The sequence below is a fragment of the Sporosarcina sp. P18a genome (assembly GCF_002743135.1).
GTDB lineage: Bacteria > Bacillota > Bacilli > Bacillales_A > Planococcaceae > Sporosarcina.
The window spans coordinates 842267-858595 of record NZ_PDYQ01000001.1 but is presented as its reverse complement, the minus strand read 5'-3'; the positions used below and the strand labels follow the sequence as shown (position 1 = coordinate 858595).

Sequence of the window (16329 nt, the reverse complement as noted above, 5' to 3'; positions counted from 1 at the left end):
CTTCACGTCCCATTTATACCGTATGTGTAAGCGAAGATAAAAATTCCGGTAGTTTATGTGACGAAATTAAACTACATACATTTTAATGGAAGGGCCAGGAAAGGATGTAAAGTATAGCTATGTATATCATATGTTTTGCATTGTCTGGCAGTTTTTATATGTGTTCCGCTCTATTTTAAGACAAATAGTAAAATGCCAGGCACGGAGACATTTTAGGATTGTCTGTGCCTGGCAAGGAAAATTATCTATTATCTATCTTTTCGGGATATAAATCATGTTGAAAAAGTCTTTCTTTAGCCATTTGTTCAAAATACGTTCCAGGTTTTCCGTAATTGCAATACGGATCAATTGAGATACCACCACGCGGGGTGAACTTGGCCCATACTTCAATATAGCGTGGATCCATTAAATGAATCAAATCTTTCATAATTAGATTTGCACAATCTTCATGAAAACCTGGATGATTTCGGAAACTGAACATATAAAGCTTTAACGATTTACTTTCTACCATTTTCACATCAGGAATATAGGATATATATATGGTAGCAAAGTCAGGTTGGCCAGTAATTGGACACAGGCTAGTGAATTCAGGAATATTAAATTTAACAAAGTAATCATTGTCTTGATGTTGATTTTCAAACGTTTCTAAAATGTCTGGATCATATTCATAGTTATATTTTGTCTCTTGATTGCCGAGTAATGTAAGGTTGTTTTTACTGTTTTCTAGCATTTTTCAAACCCCTTTTAATGTACTTCTGAAACATTTGGTTCATATATATTTAGCTTCATCACAACTTGTCTAATTCCACCCGCAACAATTAACTGCATTAACACTTTCGCTATCCATTGTCCGAGTATAGCAAATGGAACCAATTCCCACGGTACGAAGTGAAGCCCTAGTGGACCGATACCAATAATTACAAATAAACTAGAGTCTAAAAAGCCGGCCACAACACCGGAAAATAGTACTCTTTTTACAAAAGGTAATTTAAAGCGGGTGTAAATTTCAGTATCTGCTGTTTCCGAAACAATAAAACTAAGTGTACTTGCAAAGACGATCCAAAGTTGATCCCCTAATAAATGACTTGTAAGAGCAGATAATAAAAGTGCGACTCCAATCAATATGTATGTTTGATGTCTACCGAATCTATTTTGGACCATATCTCTCATGACAAGTGTTAATCCAATGAATAAAGTACCGTATGGAATAATGAGTGGACCCAGTTCAAGTGGTGCAAATCGTGCTGTAATTACATTGGCAAGAATGATGGATAATAAATAAATCGTAATTCGGATCATGAGGCATGTTGTCCTTGTAAGTATTTCGCTAGTCCGTCATTTCTCAGCTTGCAAGCGGGGCATTCTAGGCAGCCATTGGCGATCACACCGTTATAGCAAGTTAATGTGTTGTCTCTTACGTACTCCAGCCGACCCATTTGATCCGCTAATTTCCAAACTTCTGCTTTGTCTTTCCACATTAAAGGAGTGATTAAATCAAATGTATAGTCCATTGCTAAATTCAACGTCGTATTTAAAGAACGAATAAACGCATCACGACAATCCGGATATCCACTGAAATCCGTCTCGCTTACACCGGTTATAATCGCATTCGCGCCAATTGATTTAGCATAGATTGCTGCAAATGAAAGAAATATATGATTCCGTCCCTCGACAAATGTATTGGGGACACTTCCTTCTTCTGCTTCAATTTGCATGTCGCTTCTGGTCAAGGCGTTCGAGGTTAACTGATTGAGAACGTCCATTTGGATGATTTTTTGTTTAACCCCTAAGTCTTTCGCGATCTTTGTAGCGCAATCAACTTCCGACTTATGTCTTTGCCCATACAAAAACGTGACGGTTTCTACTTCATCAAATTCTTCCATTGCCCATAATAGGCAAGTGGTAGAATCTTGTCCGCCACTAAATACTACAACTGCTTTATTCACTCTACATTCCTCCATAGTTTTGTTTTTAGAGGGGATGGTTACGAACCCTCTGCAATAATCGAAGTCACTTACCTACATATAGCTAAGACACCTATGATTATCAATAGTTAAATATACACGTTACTTATACTTTTCACAAGTAGATTGAGAATGCTAACAGTAACTGGTATCTTTAATAAAACATGATGAAAGCTGAAGTTATATCCATGTTAGATAATATTTTTATAGATGCAACAATTCGGGGAGCGACAACAAAAGAGATTGATTTTTCGGTCATTTAAATAATACAAAGGCATATGTGTGATACTAACGTCATAAGAACGACGGTGCGATTTCCCTTTAATAAAATCAATATGCGATACCGGTGCTGTAATCAATAATCTTTTCTAATTTTCGATTAGTTGTATTTACAGAATAGTAGTAAAAGAATTAAAAATTGTGTATTCCAGTTAAGTTGGGAGGATCAGACAAGTAGTGATCTAGAAATCATTATAGGTTAAGCATAATTCAACGAAATAGTAGAATGGAGTGTATTCAATGTACGAATTAAAAACTAAAGAAACCGATCGTAGTGTCATTGAATTTATTGAGGAAATTGGTCAACCTAAAAAGCGTGAAGATGCTTTTAAATTAGTAGATATCTTCACCGAAACGACGGGGTATAAAGCGAAAATGTGGGGACCTAGTATTATAGGGTTTGGCAAATATCATTACAAATATAGTTCTGGTCATGAAGGGGATGCGCCAATCGTAGGTTTTTCACCACGAAAAGCCAAAATCAGTTTATATATAACACTTGAAAATGAAGAGCGAGAGAAACTACTGAAGGATTTCGGGAAATATACAACAGGTAAATCCTGTATATACGTCAACAAAATTGCGGATATTGAAATAGAGATATTAAGGAAATTAATAAAACAATCTGCGGCCTTTATTAAAGAAATCTATCCAAACACAGAAAAACTATAGAGTGGAATATGTGCTATAGATATCCATTGCATTATTTAGCGATGCTGTTTTACAAGGGAAGAGGAAAGGTGGAAGATTTCTTTGACGATATATGAGATGAAAAATGATTTATCGATTAAAGGGAGAAATGGGATCTCATTTATCCTATCTGCTAGTGTAATTTGGTTGATTATTACCATTATATTTATGCAGTCAATAGAAATAACTCAGAAAAATATGTGGATGCTTTTTTCAACAGGTTTAATGTTCCCGCTTTCAGTTGGTATTTCATATGTACTAAAGGCCGATTGGAAATTTAAAAATAATGCCTTAGGTAGTTTAGGGTTATATTTGAATCTAGCACAGATTCTCTATTTTCCGATACTTTTTTGGAGTATGTTAAAAAGCCCACAGGAAGCAATAATGATATTTGCCATTATTACGGGGGCGCACTTTTTCACATATGGGTGGTTTTATAATGCCAAACCTTATTATATATCGGCTCCAATTATTGCGATCGGCATAATGTTTTTAGGCCTTTATACAACGGCAGACAATCTATGGGTGATACCCCTCTCTATGGTTGGCGTATTATTACTATTAAGCATCGCACTACATATGGATTATAGAAAGGTAGTGAAGCGAATATGACTAATGTTTATTGGATTATTTTCCTTCACGCAATTGGTAGCCTAGCGATTTCCATAAAATCAAGTAATATTGAATGTCGAATTTAATTGAAGTCTTGAATGATAAAGTGTAGGCAATACAAAAAGACAGTTCCAAAATGGGAACTGTCTTTTTTTGCTTGGAACTATTATGGATACTATGTATGGGACTTCAATAGTTATGAATAAATTCCTTGCACTCTGTTCAATAGGCTATCCAGTCGCTGGCTACTTCTCACCACGCTTGGATGTGTGATTCCCAAGAACTCGGCTTTCTTATACATGATAATTCTTTTTACTTCAATTCTTAACATGAGTAGTTTTTTTTCAATAGATTTATTCATTTTCTTCCTCCGTAATATATATTACGCTTCAAGTCATGTGGCGGTTATCTCGTTCGTCATAGAAGCAACTTTCTTATCATATATAAAGCGAAATGAAAAGTATGTCGCATTTTGACTGACTACTATATTGTTTTGAGATTATGACGGAAATGTGTATAATGATTGATAATTCAAGCATTATGAGGGGAATAAAAAACCTTTGAATCGACACTACTGTTGTTTTATGTATAAATCACTGTAAATAATAGACGCTTACTACTATATACATGTCATCATATATAATTACTACATATACAAGCCATTGCGGTCTTTGAAAGTAATGCGCTTTTTTGTATGGAGATCAGAATCTATAACTAGACTGAGTGACACCGCGTAAAATTATTCATAACCAAGGAAAAGAGGTTGTCTTGAACAATTCAAGGCAACCTCTTTTTCGTTTTAATAACCTATTGTTGAATCGGTTTCCCATTCGTCACGAGTAGCTTGTCGGTGCTGCTTCTGTAACTGGCGGATTCGTTCTACATATTGAATGTTCTTCTCATAATGGTAAGTAAGCGCAATCGACATATATAATTCATTCAACTGTGATACCGAAAGGCTTTTTGTCTGCTTCGCTATTATTTCAATTTGTTCTTCCGAAAGTATCTTTTTGCGATCCAGTTTTTCCATGTATAGTTTACGAACTTCTCGTGTCGGGGATTTGATTTCATATGTGCTGTCAAATCGGCCTGCACGGTTGATGAGGGCAGGGTCAATGCGTTCAGGATAATTGGTCGTACCAATGATGAATAGGCCGTCACGGACATGTACGCCATCTAGAATGTTCAGGAATGTGCTTCTCATATGTTCAGGCATGGAGTCCATATCTTCAATGACAAGGATGGCGGGTGCTAGGCGTTCGACTGTAGTGAACACTTCTTGTACGGAATGACTTCCTGTGAATTCCGTGATTTGCCAGTAGACGACAGGTGCGTCAGTTGTTCCGGTGATGGAACGCACAAGCGTCGTTTTGCCGTTACCCGGAGATCCGTAGAGCAAGATCCCTCTTTTATATGGCAGCCCGTATTCTTTAAAGAAAGCCCCACCGTCTCGGAAGAATTCATCGATAGAACGAAATAGATCATTTTTCAAATGTTCATCGAGCAGGACGTCACTGCGCTCGATTTGTGTGCCAGCGCCATACGTCTTTTTTTCCATACCTTCTTCCGTATCCACTAAATACGTAATATTCGTTTTCATCGCTTCTCGTTGTAGTTGATTCAGCACTTCGATGAAATCTTTGACGTGACTGGCAGATGGCGCAAATACTGTATGCTCTGACCAAGTGGAGCCTGTTGCGACATAATAGCTAATATTGGCGATGGCGATTTGATGTTCTGGGAAGAATAGCAACTGATTGTCAATGGTTTCAGCGCCTTGTAATGAAAATGCATCAGTTGATACGTCTTGCTGAATCTTTTGTGTCGGCAATGTGGCGTAGATATGACTAAGTGATTCGTAAGGCAGTTGTTTGCGATGAATCAATTCGGGAAGCATCGTTTCTGTGTAAGAAGCGAATTCATCGACTTGGATGATTTGCCAATCGGCGGGTGAACGTTGTTGAAGTGTGTCAAGAATCGCTTCAATTACAACACCGTAATTGTGATAATGTGTCAATTTTTCGTATTGTGCCGAATGAAGTGGAATTAAAAAAGATGGTTTCATTACTAAAACACTCTCCCTATAAATAAGTAGATCCTCCTTTTTAAGGAGGATCTACAATGTTATTTTGTTTTAATTTTACCTGACCACTGTTTAAATCCACCGCGTAGCTGATAGATTTCTGTACAACCTTTTTTCTTCAAGAACAGCGCTGCACGGCCTGTCCGGCTAGTGTTTTGGTCATAAAGATAAATGGGTTTATCGGGGCGGATTTCCTTATAGCGCTGTGAGAACTGTGTAAATGGAATATTACGCGCACCTAAAATATGTCCAGCTTCGAAATCTTTTGGTTCACGCACATCGATCAATTGTGCTTTGCGATACCCTTTAATAAACTCTTCTTGTGTCAGACTGGTCAATGCCTTCCCGACCCGTATGTATGTTATAACGAAATACAAAATGACCGCGAGCACGGCTGCTCCCAAAATATAATAACTCAAAAAAACTTCCCCCTTCATCAATATCTCTATTATAAAGATTATCTGGCATCAGTTCAATCCTAATGATAAAATGAAATGCGTTATTGTTTTTTTCATTGACGATTTCCTATACTATAGGTGGAGTATAAACACGAAGGAGAATAGATTATGACAAAAGCCGTGTGGCATTATGTAGACTCTGGGAAATGTAGTCCTTCCTTCAATATGGCGCTGGACGAAGCGCTGCTTGACTTACATAGCCGAGGTGAAATCGGACCGGTTCTGCGTTTTTATGAGTGGGAACCCGCTACATTATCGATTGGGTACTTCCAGCGTATTGAAAAAGATATCGATATGGAAAAAGTGAAAGAACTTGGGCTTGGATTTGTCCGAAGACCAACAGGGGGACGTGGTGTCCTGCATGAACATGAGCTTACATACAGTGTAATTGTTAGTGAGAAATACCCAAATATGCCGGAAATGGTGACAGAAGCATACCGTGTGATTTCTGGCGGATTGCTGCAAGGATTTCGTAATCTAGGGCTTCAGGCAGAATTCTCGATTCCGGATCAAGAGATCACAGCGCAATTACGAAGTCCGAAGAGCGGTGTTTGTTTTGATGCACCAAGCTGGTATGAACTTGTCGTCGAAGGTAAAAAGGTTGCCGGCAGTGCCCAAACACGTCAAAAAGGCGTGATTTTGCAACATGGGGCAATTTTGATGAGCTTAGATGTCGATAAATTGACATCTATTTTTACCTATTCATCGCCCGCTTTGAAAGAACGCGTACGTAGAACGTTGCCGGATCGCGCAATTGCGATTGACCGATTGACGGACCGAGAGATTTCAATAGAGGAATGTAAACAGGCCTTTTCTAAGGGATTTGAAGCGTCGCTCGACATTTCATTGGAACCACTTGAATTAACACCGGAACAGCTTGCTTTGGTCCATCAAATTGAAAAAGAGAAATATGCCAATGATGACTGGAATTTCAAAAAATGAAATTAGTACTTTGGTTTTATTTTTTTGTTGAAATGTCGTAATATCAACGATTTTACGTTTTTGAAAAATACATGTCGATTGATATACTATTCAATATGTAGTAGATTATTTAATAAGCTAAACACTATATATAGTGTTTGGAGCGTTATGAGGAGGATGTTATATGGTTACGATGTCAAAACAAGGCGAACCAATGCTCGATAAGCAACAGCTGAATGAGGATATTGCGAATTTCCCTCAAGTTCACCCGGTTACCGAGGATATGAAGCTGACTCACAGCGGAGTATCACGTCTAGTAATGATCGATCGGTATTCATTTAAAGATATGGAAAAGAAGTCATTAAAAGAAGGCGATTTTGTCGTTCTTACAGTGAGAGAAGATCCAAAGTTCCCCGCTCGTGGGTTAGGTTATATTACAAAACTTGATAAAGCGAACGGAAAAGCGGAGATCTGGATCGAGCCAGAATATCGTTCATCGATCGATGATTTGGACGAGCAACAAAAAGGAATAATTACACGTCCTCTTGAAGTGATTGAGAAGCCGCTGGAAGTGTTCTACGAGCAGATTGCGAAACGTAATGCGACTGGGCTTGCAACTGTTGAAAAGACGGAAGATAGAAGAACGCAGTCGTATAACATGTTCTATGATCAGTTGAAAGCATTGAACTTCATTCCAGCTGGTCGCGTGCTGTATGGCGCAGGATCGGATACGGATGTCACGTTCTTTAACTGTTATGTGATGCCCTTTGTACCCGACTCCCGTGAAGGAATTTCCGATCACCGCAAGCAAGTGATGGAGATTATGAGCCGTGGTGGCGGTGTAGGAACGAACGGTTCGACATTGCGTCCACGCAACACATTGGCACGCGGTGTCAACGGTAAGTCATCTGGATCAGTTTCATGGCTGGATGATATTGCGAAGTTGACTCATTTGGTTGAGCAAGGCGGATCAAGACGTGGGGCTCAAATGATCATGTTATCAAACTGGCACCCGGACATTTATGAATTTATCATTTCCAAAATGCAAAATCCGCGAATTTTGCGCTATTTGATCGAAAACACAGAAGACGAAATGATCAAGAAGTTGGCAGATGAGAAACTAAATTTCAAACCTTTGACAGCACAAGAAGAAGCGATGTATCAAGGCATCACAAACTATAAACAAATCCCAGGTCAAGGTGGTTTTAACGCAGCGATTATCCGTGACGCTGAGCTGAAGCTTCAGGATGGCGGAACGTACACCGTTCATAATCCAGAATTCCTGACAGGAGCGAATATTTCCGTAACATTAACGGATGACTTCATGAAAGCGGTAGAAGAAGACGCGGATTACGACTTACGTTTCCCGGCAGTCGAAAATTATTCTCCTGAACAGATGAAGTATTATAATGAACAATGGCATGAAGTTGGCGATGTACGCGAATGGGAACGTCTAGGTCACGAAGTTCGTGTGTACCGTACGATTAAAGCCCGCGCACTATGGGATTTAATTAATATTTGCGCCACGTATTCAGCGGAACCAGGCATTTTCTTCATTGATAATGCAAATGACGACACGAATGCGAAAGCGTACGGACAGCAAGTTGTAGCAACGAATCCGTGTGGTGAACAACCACTTGCACCTTATTCTGTCTGTAATTTAGCTGCTGTCAATCTTGCTGAGATGGCAGACAAAAATACGAAGACGGTTAACTTTGAAAAGTTGAGAGAGACGGTACGTACTGGTGTGCGTATGCAAGATAACGTCATCGATGCTACACCGTACTTCCTTGAAGAAAATAAAGTACAAGCTCTTGGCGAACGCCGTGTAGGTCTAGGTGTGATGGGGCTTGCTGATCTTCACATCTACTGTGAAAAAGAATACGGCTCGCCTGAAGGAAATCAATTAGTGGATGAAGTATTTGAAGCAATTGCGACAACTGCTTACCGCGAATCGATTGAATTGGCGAAAGAAAAAGGAAGTTTCCCGTTCCTAATTGGTAAAACGGATGAAGAAACGAAAGCATTACGTCATGCTTTCATTAATTCTGGCTTTATGAAGCGTATGCCGGAAGATATTCGCGAAGCGATTTTGGAATATGGAATTAGAAACTCCCATTTATTGACAGTTGCACCAACTGGATCCACTGGAACCATGGTAGGAGTTTCAACTGGGTTAGAACCTTATTTCTCATTCACATACTACCGCAGCGGACGCTTAGGGAAATTCATCGAAGTAAAAGCAGCGATTGTAGAAGAGTATTTACAGGCTAATCCTGATGCAGATCCGAATAACTTGCCAGACTGGTTTATTTCTTCAATGGAATTATCACCAGAAGCGCATGCAGATGTGCAGTGTATCATTCAGCGCTGGATCGACAGCTCGATCTCTAAAACTGTTAACGCACCACGCGGCTATACAGTGGAGCAAGTCGAGAGTGTGTACGAGAGATTGTATAAAGGCGGGGCAAAGGGCGGTACAGTATACGTCGACGGTAGCCGTGATGCACAAGTACTAACTCTGAAAGCGGAAGATAATATTCCGGATACAGAAGAAGTAGTCGAAGTGACAGAACAGCCGAAAGTCGTGCTCGTTAATACGATCCAAGCATTACGTTCTACAAACGTCACAATCGGTTCAGAAGTGGGCGACACATGCCCGGTTTGCCGACAAGGTACAGTAGAAGAAATTGGTGGATGTAACACGTGTACCAATTGCCAAGCACAGTTAAAGTGCGGTTTATAATTCAATGCTAGACAAAACCCCGAATGCTCTTATGCATTCGGGGTTTTGTGCTTTCATAGGTAAGGGATAACAGCCTTCTCTTGGAAGTAAATATCATATTCATAATAAAAATTAAATTATTTCAAAAATCTATGTTGATATAATTTTCAAACTATTATATACTAAGTTGAAAATTGTTTGATATTCTAACTACCTATCAGACAAATACATAAAAAGACGAGAAAGAAGGGGTTTCATGCTGACATTTTTATCATCCATCGTCTTATTAATCATTGGTTACCTAACATATTCGAAAGTGGTCGAAAAGGTATTTGTGATTGATGATGCTAGGAAAACGCCTGCCTATACACAGGCTGATGGGATGGATTACGTGCCGATGAGTTGGTGGAAAGGCTGGTTGATCCAATTACTGAACATCGCAGGCTTAGGCCCAATATTCGGGGCAATTGCGGGCGCGTTATATGGACCCGTCGCATTCCTTTGGATTGTGTTTGGTAGTATTTTTGCAGGAGCTGTTCATGATTACTTTTCTGGCATGTTATCTCTAAAACACGGCGGTGCTCAATTCCCTAAAATTGTAGGAGAGTACTTAGGAGATTTCGCCAGACGTTTCATCAATGTGATTTCAATCGTTTTAATGGTTCTTGTGGCGGCCGCCTTTACTGCGGGTCCAGCGCAACTTATTTCATCCATTACACCGCTGTCATTTATCGTGTCACTTATTATTATATTTGGTTACTTCGTATTGGCGGCTATATTGCCGATCAATAAAATTATAGGCCGTTTATACCCAGTGTTTGGGGTAGTGTTGATCGTGATGGCAGTTGGAATCGGTGGCGCATTATTATTTGGTCCTGAAAAAATCCCGAATTTAACTTTACAGAACTTACATCCTGGAGAGTTGCCAATTTGGCCGTTGCTGATGGTAACGATTTCTTGTGGAGCTATCTCTGGTTTTCACTGTACGCAAAGTCCAATTGTTTCCAGAACGATGAAAAAGGAGTCGGAGGGCCGGAAAGTGTTTTATGGCGCAATGATTGCGGAAGGTATCATCGCAATGGTGTGGGCTGCGGCAGGTATGACATTCTTTGGTGGTACGGCAGGATTGCAAGGAGCCCTGGCTGCGGGTGGCCCTGCAGGTGCAGTAAACGAAATTTCGAGCACATTACTAGGTTCGTTCGGTGGGATGTTGGCTATTTTAGGTGTGATTATTTTGCCGATTACAACGGGTGATACAGCTCTTCGTTCAGCGCGTATGATTTTCACGGAAGCGACATCCAAGTGGTTGAATCCCAATAAAAAGTGGGTGGTCTTGGCTAGTACATTGCTATTAGGTGTACCGATGTTCTATCTATCCACAATCGACTATTCGTTCTTGTGGCGGTATGTTGGCGGCACGAATCAACTGGTAGCAGCCATCATGCTTTGGACCGCAACCTCTTATTTAATCAGAGAAAAGCGAACTCATTGGATTGCAGGAATTCCTGCACTGTTCATGACTGCTGTCGTCGTGACGTACTGGATGTATGCTCCTGAAGGTCTACATCTTGACTACGCTGTATCTGTAGGTACAGGAATTGCAGTTTCAGGTGCGATTGGTGTGTTTTACATACTGAAAGTCATTCAATCGAAACAAGTTCCAGTTATTGTGAGTGAACAATAGAAAAAAAGGGCCTTTAGCGAATGTGCTAAGGGCCCTTTTTACTTTCATGAAAATTATTGTAAAAATAAGAGCCTCGAACATGTAAAAAATACATTCGAGGCTCTTTGTTTACTCTTATGAAAGAAGAGGTTTTGGCTCATTCTCTTCTTCGGTTTCTGCTGCTAGTTGGGGATTCAACACACCTACTCCGTGTTCTTCCACTTCCAATAATTTTTCGAAAGAAGCAATGGCAACTTCTACTTGCTTGTCGTCTGGCTCTTTTGTTGTTAATAATTGCAACCAAAGCCCAGGGTATCCTAGATAACGAAGTACCGGTACGTTGCGCACCGCATTCGTCAACTGTAATACTTCAAATGATATGCCGAGCACTACCGGAATTAACAAAATCCGATTGAGGACGCGCAACCAAAGTGGGTCGGTTGGAACTAAGAAGTAGATGAACATTCCGACGATGACCGTGAACAAAATGAAACTACTACCACATCGATAATGCAATCGGGATTGCGACTGTACATTTTCTACTGTCATTTCCATATTACTTTCGTAGTTATTGATGACTTTATGTTCTGCGCCGTGATATTGGAAAACTCGCTTGATCAGCGGTGTCATAGAAATCAATCCGATATACGTAAGTAACAAGAATAGTTTAAAGAAGCTTTCGATCATAATTTGTGCCGTTTTGCTAGGTGCCACGGATTGAAATAACTCCGCTAAGAAAACGGGTACAAGTGTAAAGACGAACTTACCAAAAATAAACGACAACACTCCGACTGCCGCCACTCCAAGCATCATGACTAGTTTCGACGTCTCTTCTTCTTTAGCATGTTCCTCTTCTTCGCCAGGCATCACATCGTAGCGATCACTTGCAAACGTCAAATGCTTAGAACCATTACCAGCCGATTCGATTAGCGCGACAATACCGCGAATTAAAGGGATTTTTTTTAATTTGGTGCGTATAGGATGCGATTCTCTCGGTACATGGTAGTACTCGATCGTATCATCTTTACGGCGAATGGCTGTCACCGTATCCTTCTTTCCACCGAACATTACACCTTCTATAAGTGCTTGACCTCCGTATGCTGGAGGAGTTTTCTGTTGGCTCATAACATACCCACACTTTCTGTCGTAAGAAACGATATTCCCATTGTACTAAAAAAAGTGAAATTGCACCATTGAGATGTTTAAAAAGTTATAAATTGCCCGACACTGGAATGGGAGGTATTGTCATGAAAATTACATCAACACATGTGTGGACAGCTGTTGTGGCTGCGGTACTATCTATCATTTCACTGAAATTCCTAAAAGTTTTCAAATTTATAAAATGGTCACCAATAGGCTGGACAAAAAAACTTCATATGCTTACGACTTTTCCTGGCTGGTTTAAGTGGGTGATATTGGGAGTCATCTGCTTCTTGCTGTTTTTTATCCTGTACTTTATTGCACGTCTGACGATTAAGATTCCACCCACTGTATCTTCATTGATCGTCACAATAATTGTAATACTCTTCATTGAATGGATGATCCACGTCAAAGTGGATTTGACAATGACACAGTTCATTAAAAAAATATCGATACCGTTTGCTTGTTTGTTTGCGATGATCTTCCGTTTCGTCATCGGAACATCTGTCTACATGAAAAAAACGATAGGCTAGAACAGTATTAGTATGTCCCGCTACCGCATTGTGCTAAAATAGGAAAGAAAAATGAGTGGGAGGGGATTTAATGGAACTGTTACTCTTAAATGGTCCAAACTTGAACCGATTGGGCAAAAGAGAACCGGATATTTACGGGGCGGAGACACTTGCAGATATTGAAAGTCGAATTCAGCGTCTAGCGGATGAATCAGACATCACGCTCGCGTGTTTTCAATCCAATATAGAAGGTGAGCTCATTAATAAGATTCATGATGCCGGGGATCGAGAAATTGATGGCATCATCTTCAATCCGGGCGCATTTACACACTATAGCATTGCGCTTCGTGACGCAATCGCCTCTATTTCCGTTCCGGTAATTGAAGTCCATATCTCAAATATACATACTCGTGAAGAGTTCCGCCACACGTCTGTCATTGCGCCTGTTGCAGCAGGGCAATTGTGCGGTTTTGGAACAGCGGGCTACGATCTTGCCTTCCAAGCGTTTTTGTTAAAACGAGAGGAGAGAACATCTTGAAAATAGAGCAATTAAGAAAATTACTAAAAGAACAGCAACTTGATGCATTAGTCATCACAAATCCGTATAACCGTCGCTATATGACAAACTTCACGGGATCTGCTGGGACTGCAATTGTTTCACAAGATGATGCAGTATTCATTACAGACTTCCGTTATATGGAGCAAGCCAATGACCAACTAAAAGGCTATCGCATTGTCCAGCATACGGGCACGATGCTCCAAGAAGTTGCGAATCAAGTAAAAGAAATGAAGATTGATACACTAGGCTTCGAAAAAGAGGATCTCAGTTATAGTCAGTTTGAGATGTATAACGAACAGATAAAAGCGAAACTAGTGCCTGTCGCAGGTTTAATAGAGAAATTACGTTTAATTAAGACACCGGAAGAAATCGAAGTGTTGAAGCAAGCAGCAGCCATCGCGGACGCGGCATTCGTTTATATATGTTCGGTCATCCAAGCAGGTAAAACGGAGCTAGAAATCGCCAATGAATTGGAGTTTTTCATGCGGAAACAAGGTGCGACATCCTCCTCATTTGACATAATTGTCGCTTCTGGTGAAAGAGGGGCTTTACCACATGGGGTCGCATCTGATAAAGTGATTGAGACAGGTGATTTAGTTACAATGGATTACGGTGCCCTCTATAATGGGTATATCTCGGATATTACGAGAACCGTTGCGATCGGTGAGCCTTCTGCTAAACTTCGTGAAATCTATGAAGTTACGTTACGTGCCCAAGAACTGGGTGTGGAACAAATTAAGCCCGGCATGACTGGTATCGAAGCCGACGCAATTACACGCGACTATATCAAGTCCAAAGGGTATGGAGAGGCATTTGGTCATTCAACCGGTCATGGGATCGGCATGGAAGTTCACGAAGCTCCAGCCTTATCATTCCGTTCTAAAACGGTGCTTGTACCGAATATGGCGGTAACCGTTGAACCAGGAATCTATCTTCCTGGTATAGGTGGCGTGCGGATTGAAGATGATATACTAATTACAGAAACAGGTAATGAACGTTTGACAAAGTCTACTAAAGAACTGCTTATTTTATAATCGGTTAAAATGGAGGAATACGAATGATTTCAGTAAACGAATTTCGTACAGGATTAACAATTGAAGTTGATGGTGACATTTGGCGCGTAATGGATTTCCAACACGTAAAACCAGGTAAAGGTGCAGCGTTCGTTCGTTCGAAACTGCGTAATCTTCGCTCAGGGAACGTGAATGAAAAGACATTCCGTGCGGGAGAAAAGGTAGAAAAAGCACAGATCGATAATCGTAAAATGCAGTATTTATATGCTGACGGTGATATGCACGTATTCATGGATAACGAATCTTACGAGCAGATCGAACTATCTGAAAAGCAACTTGAATATGAACTGAAGTTCTTGAAAGAGAATATGGAAGTTCACGTCATCACATATAAAGATGAAGTACTTGGTGTTGATTTGCCAGTGACCGTTACGCTTGAAGTAGCTGAAACAGAGCCTGGAATTAAAGGCGACACAGCGAGTGGCGGTTCGAAGCCAGCTAAGATGGAAACTGGCGTCGTTGTACAAGTGCCATTCTTCGTTAACCAAGGTGATATGTTAGTCATCAACACAGAAGAAGCGGAATACGTTTCCCGCGCATAAGTAAATACTTATTCAGGATGTCCCAGTAATGGGGCATCTTTTTTTGTCGTGGAAATGAGTTCGAATACAAACTAACCTTCAATGTGAAACAATAAGTGACTTCCACTTAAAAATTAGGGATTGAAGCGAGAGCCGTAGCGAAGTACGGCTTTTGCGAGCATAAGCGAAGCGTTGGGAGCATTTCTTTGCATTTCAGGCGGCGACTCCCGATGGATCAGCCCGACAGGTGAGACAACTAAAGGGAGCAAGAGCGGTAACGAAGAACGGCTTTTGCGAGTATAAGCGATGCGTTAGGAGCACATCTCTGCACTAGCGACCTAGTTGGCTCACCGCGGGCCCATGGGAAAAAAGCGTCGGCCTAGAGCGCAAATCCCCACCCCAATAAAAACTCCGCCTAATCTCTTTCAATCCGCAATGTCCTTTATACATTTATACTTTTGCATATCTAAGAAGCCTACTTCATAGAGTGGACTATGGAGGAGGCGTAGCGGGATGGAACTGAATGACTTATTGCGCATCGCCGGCGTCGGGTTGGTGATTGGGGTACTTCACGTGTTCTTCGAGCAAACAGGCAAGAAAGAGTTCTCATTTTTCCTATTTTTTTTAGCGTATCTGTACATCTCGATCGAGTTGCTGATGTTCCTTAGAATATTCTTTACGGAGATTACGGAATTCTTTAGCTGGCTATCCATGGCGATGTAAATGGCAATTCTCTTTCAATTATTTGTCGTGTATCTCTTGCTGCTTCTGCTTTCATTTGCCGCACCTGCCTTGCATCCCATTCTTTATACCACGCTATTCTTACTGGTTACAGTGTATGTATTATTCACGGTCCTTGTACCTTTTGGATCGACATTGTTAGCGTTGACGGAAAAGTTACCGTCGCCTTATGCGACGCTACTAGTGGTGAGTGCAGGTCTGTATTATGTGGCGGAAGTTCTGTCGCTTCAGATGAAAGATGAGGGGTACGGAGCATTCGGGCAGTTGTTTCAGACCAGCATGAAAGTAGTCATTATGACATTGTGGCTGCCGTATATCACGCAATTGATCGAGACAATTCACGCGTTCATTCCCTGGTGAACGAATCCTAACAATAATGAATGGACGA

The 16329-nt window shown here is 40.6% G+C and carries 18 protein-coding genes; 11 read left to right on the top strand and 7 right to left on the bottom strand.

What is annotated here, in order from left to right:
- Positions 1-241 precede the first annotated feature (241 nt).
- Genes queF through queC form a run of 3 tightly spaced genes read right to left on the bottom strand, consistent with a single transcriptional unit; the run spans position 242 to position 1961 of the window.
- On the bottom strand, positions 242-730 hold the full coding sequence (gene queF, locus CSV75_RS04245; protein ID WP_099630094.1) for a preQ(1) synthase: 489 nt from the start codon (positions 728-730) through the stop codon (positions 242-244).
- Between the two features lie 14 nt (positions 731-744).
- A complete protein-coding gene (locus CSV75_RS04240; protein ID WP_099630337.1) occupies positions 745-1296 on the bottom strand; it encodes a VUT family protein in 552 nt (183 codons plus the stop codon).
- Positions 1296-1961 carry a 7-cyano-7-deazaguanine synthase QueC gene (gene queC / locus CSV75_RS04235; protein ID WP_099674868.1) on the bottom strand — a complete coding sequence of 222 codons (666 nt, stop codon included), beginning with the start codon at positions 1959-1961 and terminating at the stop codon, positions 1296-1298. Before queC ends, CSV75_RS04240 begins: the two co-directional genes overlap by 1 nt.
- 522 nt (positions 1962-2483) lie before the next feature.
- Here queC and CSV75_RS04230 point away from each other — a divergent pair.
- Positions 2484-2915 carry a DUF1801 domain-containing protein gene (locus CSV75_RS04230; RefSeq protein WP_099637486.1) on the top strand — a complete coding sequence of 144 codons (432 nt, stop codon included), beginning with the start codon at positions 2484-2486 and terminating at the stop codon, positions 2913-2915.
- 81 nt (positions 2916-2996) lie between these two features.
- Positions 2997-3545 (top strand): DUF7010 family protein, encoded by a 549-nt coding sequence (locus CSV75_RS04225; protein ID WP_099637487.1) that lies wholly within the window; start codon positions 2997-2999, stop codon positions 3543-3545.
- A 196-nt stretch (positions 3546-3741) separates the two neighbouring features.
- Here CSV75_RS04225 and CSV75_RS04220 read toward each other — a convergent pair whose 3' ends face one another.
- The 3 genes from CSV75_RS04220 to CSV75_RS04210 all read right to left on the bottom strand — a co-directional run bounded on the left by CSV75_RS04220 (position 3742) and on the right by CSV75_RS04210 (position 6065).
- A complete protein-coding gene (locus CSV75_RS04220) occupies positions 3742-3906 on the bottom strand; it encodes an aspartyl-phosphate phosphatase Spo0E family protein (RefSeq protein ID WP_099630090.1) in 165 nt (54 codons plus the stop codon).
- A gap of 438 nt (positions 3907-4344) precedes the next feature.
- On the bottom strand, positions 4345-5610 hold the full coding sequence (locus tag CSV75_RS04215) for an ATP-binding protein (protein WP_099674867.1): 1266 nt from the start codon (positions 5608-5610) through the stop codon (positions 4345-4347).
- Between the two features lie 59 nt (positions 5611-5669).
- Positions 5670-6065, bottom strand: coding sequence for a rhodanese-like domain-containing protein (locus CSV75_RS04210; protein WP_099674866.1), 396 nt, complete (start codon positions 6063-6065; stop codon positions 5670-5672).
- 129 nt (positions 6066-6194) lie between these two features.
- Here CSV75_RS04210 and CSV75_RS04205 point away from each other — a divergent pair, with 129 nt between their 5' ends.
- The 3 genes from CSV75_RS04205 to CSV75_RS04195 all read left to right on the top strand — a co-directional run bounded on the left by CSV75_RS04205 (position 6195) and on the right by CSV75_RS04195 (position 11416).
- Positions 6195-7028, top strand: coding sequence for a lipoate--protein ligase family protein (locus tag CSV75_RS04205; protein WP_099674865.1), 834 nt, complete (start codon positions 6195-6197; stop codon positions 7026-7028).
- 163 nt (positions 7029-7191) lie between these two features.
- Entirely contained in the window at positions 7192-9753 is a 2562-nt protein-coding gene (locus tag CSV75_RS04200; RefSeq protein WP_099674864.1) for a vitamin B12-dependent ribonucleotide reductase, read from the top strand.
- 235 nt (positions 9754-9988) lie between these two features.
- Entirely contained in the window at positions 9989-11416 is a 1428-nt protein-coding gene (locus tag CSV75_RS04195) for a carbon starvation CstA family protein (protein WP_099674863.1), read from the top strand.
- 114 nt (positions 11417-11530) lie between these two features.
- Here the strand turns inward: CSV75_RS04195 and CSV75_RS04190 are convergent, their stop codons facing one another.
- Positions 11531-12520, bottom strand: coding sequence for a DUF1385 domain-containing protein (locus tag CSV75_RS04190; RefSeq protein ID WP_099674862.1), 990 nt, complete (start codon positions 12518-12520; stop codon positions 11531-11533).
- A gap of 122 nt (positions 12521-12642) precedes the next feature.
- On the opposite strand from CSV75_RS04190, the gene CSV75_RS04185 reads away from it, so the two are divergent.
- From CSV75_RS04185 to CSV75_RS04160, 6 genes are all read left to right on the top strand, one after another.
- Complete coding sequence (locus CSV75_RS04185) at positions 12643-13068, top strand: hypothetical protein (protein WP_099674861.1); 426 nt, start codon at positions 12643-12645, stop codon at positions 13066-13068.
- A gap of 70 nt (positions 13069-13138) precedes the next feature.
- The gene (aroQ, locus tag CSV75_RS04180) at positions 13139-13585 is read left to right on the top strand and encodes a type II 3-dehydroquinate dehydratase (RefSeq protein ID WP_099674860.1); all 447 of its coding nucleotides are present in this window, start codon (positions 13139-13141) and stop codon (positions 13583-13585) included.
- A complete protein-coding gene (locus CSV75_RS04175) occupies positions 13579-14640 on the top strand; it encodes a M24 family metallopeptidase (protein ID WP_199171315.1) in 1062 nt (353 codons plus the stop codon). Before aroQ ends, CSV75_RS04175 begins: the two co-directional genes overlap by 7 nt.
- A 23-nt stretch (positions 14641-14663) precedes the next feature.
- Positions 14664-15221, top strand: a complete 558-nt coding sequence (gene efp / locus CSV75_RS04170; protein WP_099674858.1) for an elongation factor P — start codon at positions 14664-14666, stop codon at positions 15219-15221.
- A 492-nt stretch (positions 15222-15713) separates the two neighbouring features.
- Entirely contained in the window at positions 15714-15923 is a 210-nt protein-coding gene (locus CSV75_RS04165; protein WP_029054553.1) for a hypothetical protein, read from the top strand.
- A complete protein-coding gene (locus CSV75_RS04160) occupies positions 15924-16301 on the top strand; it encodes a stage III sporulation AC/AD family protein (RefSeq protein WP_099630076.1) in 378 nt (125 codons plus the stop codon).
- Positions 16302-16329 lie beyond the last annotated feature (28 nt).

What these genes read in the sequence shown, in the direction of transcription:
- queF (WP_099630094.1), bottom strand. Translation starts at nt 730, where the DNA reads ATGCTAGAAAACAGTAAAAACAACCTTACATTACTCGGCAATCAAGAG.
- queC (WP_099674868.1), bottom strand. Translation starts at nt 1,961, where the DNA reads ATGGAGGAATGTAGAGTGAATAAAGCAGTTGTAGTATTTAGTGGCGGA.
- CSV75_RS04230 (WP_099637486.1), top strand. Translation starts at nt 2,484, where the DNA reads ATGTACGAATTAAAAACTAAAGAAACCGATCGTAGTGTCATTGAATTT.
- CSV75_RS04220 (WP_099630090.1), bottom strand. Translation starts at nt 3,906, where the DNA reads ATGAATAAATCTATTGAAAAAAAACTACTCATGTTAAGAATTGAAGTA.
- CSV75_RS04215 (WP_099674867.1), bottom strand. Translation starts at nt 5,610, where the DNA reads ATGAAACCATCTTTTTTAATTCCACTTCATTCGGCACAATACGAAAAA.
- CSV75_RS04210 (WP_099674866.1), bottom strand. Translation starts at nt 6,065, where the DNA reads ATGAAGGGGGAAGTTTTTTTGAGTTATTATATTTTGGGAGCAGCCGTG.
- CSV75_RS04205 (WP_099674865.1), top strand. Translation starts at nt 6,195, where the DNA reads ATGACAAAAGCCGTGTGGCATTATGTAGACTCTGGGAAATGTAGTCCT.
- CSV75_RS04200 (WP_099674864.1), top strand. Translation starts at nt 7,192, where the DNA reads ATGGTTACGATGTCAAAACAAGGCGAACCAATGCTCGATAAGCAACAG.
- CSV75_RS04195 (WP_099674863.1), top strand. Translation starts at nt 9,989, where the DNA reads ATGCTGACATTTTTATCATCCATCGTCTTATTAATCATTGGTTACCTA.
- CSV75_RS04190 (WP_099674862.1), bottom strand. Translation starts at nt 12,520, where the DNA reads ATGAGCCAACAGAAAACTCCTCCAGCATACGGAGGTCAAGCACTTATA.
- CSV75_RS04185 (WP_099674861.1), top strand. Translation starts at nt 12,643, where the DNA reads ATGAAAATTACATCAACACATGTGTGGACAGCTGTTGTGGCTGCGGTA.
- aroQ (WP_099674860.1), top strand. Translation starts at nt 13,139, where the DNA reads ATGGAACTGTTACTCTTAAATGGTCCAAACTTGAACCGATTGGGCAAA.
- efp (WP_099674858.1), top strand. Translation starts at nt 14,664, where the DNA reads ATGATTTCAGTAAACGAATTTCGTACAGGATTAACAATTGAAGTTGAT.
- CSV75_RS04165 (WP_029054553.1), top strand. Translation starts at nt 15,714, where the DNA reads ATGGAACTGAATGACTTATTGCGCATCGCCGGCGTCGGGTTGGTGATT.
- CSV75_RS04160 (WP_099630076.1), top strand. Translation starts at nt 15,924, where the DNA reads ATGGCAATTCTCTTTCAATTATTTGTCGTGTATCTCTTGCTGCTTCTG.